The sequence below is a fragment of the Novosphingobium sp. genome (assembly GCF_036733805.1).
Lineage (GTDB): Bacteria > Pseudomonadota > Alphaproteobacteria > Sphingomonadales > Sphingomonadaceae > Novosphingobium.
The window spans coordinates 1-7,914 of record NZ_DAIMZT010000083.1 but is presented as its reverse complement, the minus strand read 5'-3'; the positions used below and the strand labels follow the sequence as shown (position 1 = coordinate 7,914).

Annotated in this window: 13 protein-coding genes; 2 read left to right on the top strand and 11 right to left on the bottom strand. The window is 63.2% G+C overall.

The genetic code is table 11. From position 1 onward, the window contains the following. The 5 genes from V7D69_RS14465 to V7D69_RS14445 form a co-directional block, all read right to left on the bottom strand. Positions 1-299, bottom strand: a 299-nt coding sequence (locus V7D69_RS14465) for a molybdenum cofactor biosynthesis protein MoaE (RefSeq protein WP_333606144.1), incomplete at its 3' end; no start/stop codon positions are given. A gap of 1 nt (position 300) precedes the next feature. Beyond that, a complete protein-coding gene (locus V7D69_RS14460) occupies positions 301-573 on the bottom strand; it encodes a MoaD/ThiS family protein (RefSeq protein WP_324062440.1) in 273 nt (90 codons plus the stop codon). Position 574: 1 nt separating this feature from the next. Continuing rightward, positions 575-1,579: a GTP 3',8-cyclase MoaA gene (gene moaA / locus V7D69_RS14455; RefSeq protein WP_333606143.1), complete on the bottom strand. Its 1,005-nt coding sequence runs from the start codon at positions 1,577-1,579 to the stop codon at positions 575-577. Continuing rightward, on the bottom strand, positions 1,576-1,920 hold the full coding sequence (locus V7D69_RS14450) for a Rossmann fold domain-containing protein (protein WP_333606142.1): 345 nt from the start codon (positions 1,918-1,920) through the stop codon (positions 1,576-1,578). Before V7D69_RS14450 ends, moaA begins: the two co-directional genes overlap by 4 nt. After that, entirely contained in the window at positions 1,920-2,291 is a 372-nt protein-coding gene (locus V7D69_RS14445) for a dihydroneopterin aldolase (RefSeq protein ID WP_333606141.1), read from the bottom strand. The genes V7D69_RS14450 and V7D69_RS14445 overlap by 1 nt, the downstream gene beginning before the upstream one ends. Before the next feature lie 131 nt (positions 2,292-2,422). Between V7D69_RS14445 and V7D69_RS14440 the strand changes: the two genes are divergently transcribed. Further along, complete coding sequence (locus V7D69_RS14440; protein WP_324064397.1) at positions 2,423-3,157, top strand: class I SAM-dependent methyltransferase; 735 nt, start codon at positions 2,423-2,425, stop codon at positions 3,155-3,157. 8 nt (positions 3,158-3,165) lie between these two features. Here the strand turns inward: V7D69_RS14440 and V7D69_RS14435 are convergent, their stop codons facing one another. Genes V7D69_RS14435 through V7D69_RS14425 form a run of 3 tightly spaced genes read right to left on the bottom strand, consistent with a single transcriptional unit; the run spans position 3,166 to position 5,876 of the window. Then, entirely contained in the window at positions 3,166-4,050 is an 885-nt protein-coding gene (locus V7D69_RS14435; RefSeq protein ID WP_324064396.1) for a class I SAM-dependent methyltransferase, read from the bottom strand. Beyond that, a complete protein-coding gene (gene thrC / locus V7D69_RS14430) occupies positions 4,050-5,450 on the bottom strand; it encodes a threonine synthase (RefSeq protein ID WP_333606140.1) in 1,401 nt (466 codons plus the stop codon). The genes V7D69_RS14435 and thrC overlap by 1 nt, the downstream gene beginning before the upstream one ends. 54 nt (positions 5,451-5,504) lie before the next feature. Further along, positions 5,505-5,876: an ArsR/SmtB family transcription factor gene (locus V7D69_RS14425; protein WP_324064394.1), complete on the bottom strand. Its 372-nt coding sequence runs from the start codon at positions 5,874-5,876 to the stop codon at positions 5,505-5,507. Positions 5,877-5,945: 69 nt separating this feature from the next. On the opposite strand from V7D69_RS14425, the gene V7D69_RS14420 reads away from it, so the two are divergent. Continuing rightward, positions 5,946-6,407 carry an SRPBCC family protein gene (locus V7D69_RS14420; RefSeq protein ID WP_324064393.1) on the top strand — a complete coding sequence of 154 codons (462 nt, stop codon included), beginning with the start codon at positions 5,946-5,948 and terminating at the stop codon, positions 6,405-6,407. 6 nt (positions 6,408-6,413) lie between these two features. Here V7D69_RS14420 and V7D69_RS14415 read toward each other — a convergent pair whose 3' ends face one another. The 3 genes from V7D69_RS14415 to V7D69_RS14405 form a co-directional block, all read right to left on the bottom strand. Next, the gene (locus V7D69_RS14415) at positions 6,414-6,977 is read right to left on the bottom strand and encodes an SURF1 family protein (protein WP_324064392.1); all 564 of its coding nucleotides are present in this window, start codon (positions 6,975-6,977) and stop codon (positions 6,414-6,416) included. Continuing rightward, positions 6,977-7,366, bottom strand: a complete 390-nt coding sequence (locus V7D69_RS14410; RefSeq protein WP_324064391.1) for a DUF983 domain-containing protein — start codon at positions 7,364-7,366, stop codon at positions 6,977-6,979. Before V7D69_RS14410 ends, V7D69_RS14415 begins: the two co-directional genes overlap by 1 nt. Continuing rightward, on the bottom strand, positions 7,366-7,914 hold a 549-nt coding region (locus V7D69_RS14405), incomplete at its 5' end, for a cytochrome c oxidase subunit 3 (RefSeq protein ID WP_333606139.1). The genes V7D69_RS14405 and V7D69_RS14410, both read right to left, overlap by 1 nt.

The window sequence follows — 7,914 nt, the reverse complement described above, 5'->3', positions numbered from 1 at the left end:
GCGGCAGCGACCAAAACGATCGGCTCACCCGGAACCATCATGCCGCTGCGATGAACAATCAGTAATCCGGCCAGAGTCCAGCGTTCCCGCACGCGCGCCGCCAGTTCCTTCATCGCCGGAAGAGTGAGCGGCGCGTAATGCCGCAATTCCAGCGCCTCCACACCGTCTCCGGCACGCACCTGCCCCAGAAAGCTTACGACGCCGCCGGCTTCGGGATATTTTGCAGTGAAAGCGCCAAGTTCGCTCGGCGCATCCAGCCATCCGGTCAGCAGCCGGACGTCCGAGAGCGCAGCGTTCATCTCAACCACCCGAGACAGGGGGGAGAAAGGCGATTTCGTCGCCGCTCCTAAGCACCGGTGCATCGGTGTCGCTCAGCAGAACGCCGTTGAGTGCGAGTTTGACACGTGGTCCCTGTAGCGCCGTTGCCAGTTCAGGCCCCAAGGCGGCGAGCAGGTCTCCAACGCTCGGCGCCAGCGGGACCACCAGTTCGCTGGCGCCCGCCGCATCCTCCAGCCGGCCCAGGAATACGAGCTTGATGCTGTGCTCTTCGGAGGGTGCGGATGCAGGGCTCACCTCAGCCCCCCGTCATCGACATGTGCCGCGCCAGAGCCGGCGCGGCACCCGGCGCCTCGATCGTGAAGTGATGGCGCGCCGGCTTGATCCGCATGGCCACGTCAAGCGCCTGCGAGAGCGCCATGTCGGGATCGGGGCCGCGCAGCGCGGCGCGCAAGTCAACCCGCTCATCACCACCGAGGCAGGCATAAAGCTGGCCGGTCGCCGTCACGCGAACCCTGTTGCATCCGTCACAGAAGTTGTTGGTCAGCGGCGTTATCAGTCCGAGGCGTCCGCCCGTTTCCCGCACATCCCAATAACGCGCCGGGCCGCCTGTGCGATGACCGCTGGGAGCAAGGGTCCAGCGCCGCTCCAGGTCCGCCCGCACCGCCATGAGAGGCAGATAATGGTCGAAGCGGTCCTCCTCCACTTCGCCCAGCGGCATGACCTCAATCAGCGTGGCATCGAAACCCTGCCCATGCGCCCAGGCGATGATGTCCGGGATTTCCGCCTCGTTGACGCCCTTCAGAGCCACGGTGTTAAGCTTGACCCGAAGTCCGGCCGCCTTGGCCGCCCGCAGCCCTTCGAGAACCTGAGGAAGCGAATCGCGACGGGAGAGCCGTTTGAAGGTCTCGCGATCAAGCGTATCGAGCGAGACGTTGATACGGCGAACCCCGGCCGCGAAAATGTCTTCGGCAAATTCGGCCAGTCGTGTGCCGTTAGTAGTGAGCGTCAGCTCCTCAAGCCCCTCACCAAGTTTGCGCCCCAAAGCCCGCACCAGCTCGATCATATCGCGGCGCACCAGCGGTTCGCCGCCGGTGAGGCGCAGCTTGGTGATGCCGCGAGCGATGAAACCCAGCGCCAGCCTGTGCAGTTCCTCTAGGCTCAGCACCTCCTTCCTGGGGAGGAAAGCCATACGTTCCGGCATGCAATAGGCGCAGCGCAAATCGCAACGGTCAGTCACTGACAACCGCAAGTAGGAGATGCAGCGCTGGAACTGATCTACGAGAGGTGCCGGGCTGGTCATTCGTGCGGATATAATACCTGACCGGCGCCATTGCCATCAAGCGGCAATAATTGCCCGGTCATTCCCGCAGCTCTCTCAAGCCATTGCGCCGCTGCCGCGATAGCAGCGCCGTGATCGCTTTCCAACGCATTCACGCGCGAGGGGGCGAAACGGCGAGCCAGACTTTGCACCGCGGCAAGCCGCCAGGCCCGGTGGCCATGTTCCGCCGGCAGAAACACCAGCGTCAGCGGATCGGCGCCGCCGCACAGCGTGGCTTCGATAGCGGGCAATAGTCGCGCATGAAAATCCGCCGCGGCTTCCAGCGGGTCATCCGCCAGGGGGCCGAGGTGCAGCAGTTCCATCAACGACGCTCACGAGTCAGGGTCATGCCGATCTTCTCGCCATTTTCACTGATCGCCAGCTTGATGATCTTGACGGTAACCGCTTCCACGCGCTCATCCTGAAGGAACAGCGTCTCGCAGATGTGATCGGCAACCGCCTCGATCAGCGTGAAATGCACGCCGGGTGGCAATGCCTCACTGGCCGCGAACTTCAAGTCCATGTAGTTCTTGCTGGCGCCAAGCGGCGTGTCCGGCGCGTAATGGGCGGCCGGCTTCATGCGCACCGCAATGGAAAAGCGCAGCGGCTGCGGCTTGCCCGTCTCTTCCGAATAGATACCCGTCAGGACATCCTGTTCGAAGTCGGCCACTTCAAGGGTGAGGCTGTCTGCCATGCGCCGCCGATGCCATCGCAGCCGGCAAATGTCCATTGCCCGCGCGATGGCGATGGAGCCTCGCCCGCCGCAATGCTACGGTCGCGCTCCCCCGGATATGAAACCGGACTTAACGGTGGAGAATCGACCCGATGCGCAAGATCAAACGTCATCTGGCTGCGGCGGCACTTATTGCGCTGCCCGCCATCGCTGCCGCCGCGACCGCGCCCGGCGCATTCAGCGCGATTGTCGCCGACAGCTCTCGCCCGCCGGAGGACACCGCGCGCGATACTGATCGCAAGCCCGCGAATGTGATGGCCTTCGCCGGCGTGCGCAAGGGTGCGAAGATTGCGGAACTGGCTCCGGGCGGCGGTTACTTCACGCGCTTGCTGAGCCTGGCGGTCGGCCCGGCGGGCCATGTCTATGCTGTATCCGGCCGGCCAGCGCCCGCCGTCGATGCCTGGGCGGTCGATCATCCGCAAGTGACCATGTCCCTCATCAAGGCAGGCGATGCCCTCGCTCCCGTGCCGGTCGACATCGTCTGGACCACGCTCAATTATCACGACTTCAAGAATGTGAAGGTGGGCGATACCGACGCGGCGGCGCTCTACAACGCTGCAGCGTTCAAGGCGCTCAAGCCGGGCGGCGTCTATCTCATCAGCGATCATGCCGCCGCTGCGGGCGCGGGAACCACCGTCACCTCGACATTGCATCGCATAGAAGAGGCAAGCGTCATCAAGGAGGTGGAGGCGGCCGGCTTCAAGCTGGACGCACGCAGCAAACTGCTGAACCATGCCGGGGACGACCACACCCAGAAGGTGTTCGAAAGCGGGGTTCGCGGCAAGACCGACCAGTTCCTGTTGCGCTTCGTTAAACCGAAGCGCTGAAAACCAGTTCAGTCCCGGCGCCAGCGCGCGAAAATCGCGGTGGGCAGGAGCCGGTCCTGGTCGTCTTCACGGACGGCCAGGTCACCGTGCTCGATGACGCCGGGCAGATCTGCGAAAAGTTCCTCCATCAGCCCGGCCAGCGCCAGCGATGACATCCGCACAGCATAGACCGTCAAGAACAGGAACCGGCTTTCGGGATCAAGCAGTTTGCGGCAATCGGCCAAGAGGCCAGGCAGGTTCTCTTCGAGACGCCAGGTCTCGCCATTGGGGCCGCGCCCGAACTTCGGCGGATCAAGGATGATGCCGTCATACCGTCTGCCCCGCCGCACCTCGCGCGCGGCGAACTTGCCCGCATCATCCACGAGCCAGCGCACCGGGCGATCATCCAGCCCGGCAAGAGCCGCATTGTCACGCGCCTGCGCGACTGACTTCTTGGATGCATCGACGTGCGTGACGGGCCCATGCGCGGAGAGCGCGAGTGTGCCGACCCCGGTATAACCGAAAAGGTTGAGCGTGGAGGCAGCCTCCCGCTCGGCCAGCATGTCCCGCATCCAGTCCCAGACCGGCGCCATGTCCGGAAAGAAACCGAGGTGGCGAAACGGCGTGCATTGCGCGATGAAGCGGACCTCGTTCCATGCGAGAGGCCAGCCCTCGTTCGGCACCGGCTTGTCGAAGCGCCATCGGCCGCCGCCGTCCTCGTCAGAGCCCGGAACAAATTCGCCATGCGCGCGCCAGTCGGAAAGGCGCGGTGTCCACATCGCCTGTGGCTCAGGTCGGATGAAGCGGTACGGTCCGTACCGCTCCAGCTTGCGGCCATGCCCCGAATCGACAAGGCCGTAATCGGCCCAGCCCTCACCCGCGAGGATCATTGGCTGGACGGCGGTATCGGCCATCAGACCTTCGGACTGGCGTGGTCGGCCACGAATGTCGCGACCGCTTCATATTCGCCCCGCAGCTCGACGCATTTTTCCTGCCGGTCGAACAAGTCGCCCACCCGCGTCGGCAAGGCGGGCCGATGGCCGGTCGACCGCTCCACCGCTTCAGGAAACTTCGCTGGATGCGCGGTCGCCAGCGTCACCACGGGAATGTCGGCCGCAATGCCCGCGCCGCGGGCGGCGAACAGACCGCATGCGGTGTGCGGATCGATCAATTCGCCGCAACTCTCCCAAGCCCAGCGGATCGTGGCGGCCATTCCATCGGAGTCCGCGCGGGCCGAGCGAAACAGCGCCGACGCGCCTTCCCTCTGCGCATTGGTAAGCTGCATCGCCCTGTTCGCCTCAAACCGCGCCATCTGTTCAGCGAGCGCAGCGCCGTTCCGGCCATTGAGGTCGAACAGCAGTCGCTCAAAATTCGAGGAGACCTGAATGTCCATCGAAGGCGCAGCCGTGGGGGTGACTTCGCCTTGCGAGTAATCGCCGCTCGACAAGGCGCGATGAAGGATATCATTCACGTTGGTGGCAACGATCAGCGTAGCGATCGGCAAACCCATCTGCGCCGCGACATAGCCCGCGAATACGTCGCCGAAGTTGCCTGTCGGCACGGCGAAGGCCACAGGGCGATGCGGAGCGCCAAGCTGCAGCCCGGCGGCAAAGTAGTATACCACTTGCGCCATCAGGCGGGCCCAATTGATCGAGTTCACCGCACCAATGGCGAACCGATCGGTCATCGCGCGGTCATTGAACATGCGCTTCACCATCGCCTGAGCATCATCGAAAGAGCCTTCGATGGCGATGTTGTGGACATTGGGCGCGAGCACGGTAGTCATCTGCCGGCGCTGCACATCCGAAACGCGGCCGCGCGGATGCAGCATGAAGATATCCACCTTGGCGCGCCCTGCCACCGCGTCAATCGCGGCTGAGCCGGTGTCACCGCTGGTCGCGCCAACGATGGTGAGATTGCGGTCAGACCGGGACAGGAACTCCTCGAAGAGCAGGCCCAGAAGCTGCAGCGCCACGTCCTTGAAAGCCAGAGTGGGGCCGTGAAAAAGCTCCAGCAGCCACTGCTGTTCATCAAGCTGCCTGAGCGGCGTGACCGCCTTATGCGCGAAGCGACCATATGCCTGCGTGGTCAGCGCCAGAAGACGCTCATAGCTCAGACTGTCGCCAACGAAAGGCGCCATGACTTTCGCCGCCAGCTCCGCGTAAGGCAGCCCGGCCATCGCCGCGATCTCGGCAGCCGAAAAGCGCGGCCATTCGCGCGGCACGTAAAGTCCGCCGTCGGAAGCAAGGCCGGCCAGGGTCGCGCCTTCAAAATCCAGCGCCGGAGCGCCGCCACGGGTGCTGATATATTCCATGGGCATTCCTGTAGTTTCGGGCGCGGTTAGCCGGACCCGCGGCGAAAGGGAAGCCTAGCGTTTTGTCTTCACCACTTCGACCTCCGGCGAGGGTTCATCGCTGCCGCCCTCCAGCGCGCGTTTGAACCGTAGCAGCCCGGCGGCCTGAAGCGCCGCAAAAGGACCGATCCAGCGCTCATGGATTTCAGCGATCGGGGTGGCATCGATGTGATTCCATCGTTCGCGTCCCTTGCGCACGGCAATGACCAGCCCGGCCCCTTCCAGCACGCCGAGATGTTGCATGACGGTGCAACGATCCAGCTCCGATATCCGTTCAACCAGCATTCCCGTGGTCAGCGGTCTATCGCGAAGGGCGTCGAGTATGCGGCGGCGGATCGGATGACCCAGGGCCTTGAAAGTCCTGTCGTATCGATCTTCCATTGACATGTTATATTTCTATAACATTATTGGAGCATCGGCAAGCGGCAGCGGAGTCGGAAATCGAGAGGAACAGCCATGGAACTGCGATTTCGCACATTCGGGCGCATTGCTCGCCCGATTGAAGAAGTTTTCGAAGCCGTCGTGAATCCGGATATTCTGTCCGCCTATTTCACGACGGGTGACGCGTCCGGTCGCCTGGAGGAAGGCGCGCGGGTGATGTGGGACTTCCACGATTTTCCAGGCGCCTTCCCGGTAGAAGTGGTCGAGGTGGTGAAGAACCGCCGAATCGTTCTGCGCTGGGGATTGGCCGACGATCCGAACCGCGCGGAAGGCGCCGAAGAAACCGAAGTGACGATGCAGTTCAGCGATTGCGGCGATGGCCACACCCTGGTCGAAATCAGCGAGGCCGGGTGGAAGCCCACGCAGAAAGGGCTCGACGCCAGCTATGGCAACTGCATGGGCTGGGCCCAGGCCATTTGCGCCATGCGCGTGTGGCTAGAACACGGCATCTGCTTGCGCGAAGGCTTTTACAAATAGCGCAAATCAGCCGCGAAGCCGCTTGCCCAGCGCGATGCCGTAGATCACCAGCGCCGTTATCGCGAACAGGAACCACTGGATTGCATAAGATAAATGGTTGTTCGGAATCTCGGATGGGTCCGGACGGGCATTAGGATGCAGTCCGGCAAGCGGCGGATCGGCCACCAGGCGCGGGCCCGGCGCGATCGTGCCGCGCACTTCACCACCTTGCCACGCGCCCCCCGCACTCGGCCGATCAGACCAGCCCAGCACCACAAGCGCCTTGCCGCCATCCGCCAGGGAGCAGTCAGCGGTCTGCGCTATACCAGGGGTTCCTTCGGCACTGCGCCCGGCAATGCTGCTGCGGCCCACCACTTTCAGGCAGAAGAGATGCGCGCGGCGATAGAACAGGTCCTTGCTCACCTTGCGGGAAGTCCATTCGACCTCGTCCGTCGCATTCTGCGCTGCGACATAGCGGGCGAGCAACGCCTCCTTTTGCTGCAAGCGCCGGAGTTGCCAGAAGCCGAGCGAAACCATGACGCCGGCCGCAATCAGAACGACCAGCGTGGCGAAGACGGGAATGCGCCTCATCAGTCGTCCTTGATCCGGCCCTCTCCGGCGCGCCGGCGATATTCAGCCCCCAGCAACCAGGCTTTGGCGATGCGCAGACCGCCTATCACCAGCGCGGTGGAAAGCGGCACCCAGAGCACCGCGTGGACCCAGAATGGCGGCTCCAGCGAAAGCTGCAACCAGATCGCCAGTACGGCGACCAAGGCTCCCACGATCAGGGTGAGAAAAGCGGCGGGACCATCGCCCACGTTGAACTGCGTATAGTCCAGGCCACAAGCTCCACATCGGGGAGCGAACCTGACGATGCCCGCAAACAACGTCCGCCCCCCGCAACGCGGGCAGAGACCGAAAAGGGCAGCCGACGCGCTGTCCGGCTGCCCTTCGATATTCCGATTTTCCGGGTTCGACATCACTCTATGGTGTAGCCGAAGTTGCCCCAGATGTAGATGCACACGAACAGGAACAGCCACACCACGTCAACGAAGTGCCAATACCATGCGGCAGCTTCAAAACCGAAATGCTGACGCGGCGTAAAATCGCCGCGATAGCTGCGCACCAGACACACGATCAGCATGATCGTGCCCACGATCACATGGAACCCGTGAAAGCCCGTCGCCATGTAAAAGGCCGAGCCATAAGTGTTGCCGCCGAAGCCGAACGGCGCATGCCAATATTCGTAAGCCTGGATCGAGGTGAAGAGCATGCCGAGCAGTACGGTTGCCCATAGCCCCTTCTTCAGTCCGTCCCGGTCGCCGTGAATCAGCGAATGATGCGCCCAAGTGACGGTGGTGCCGGAGCACAGGAGAATCAGCGTGTTGAGCAGCGGCAGAGCAAAGGGATCCATGACCGCCTGGATCGCCTTGGGCGGCCATTGTCCGCCAACCGCCTCGGCAATGGTCGAGGGGAACAGCGAGAAATCGAAGAAAGCCCAGAACCAGCCGACGAAGAACATCACTTC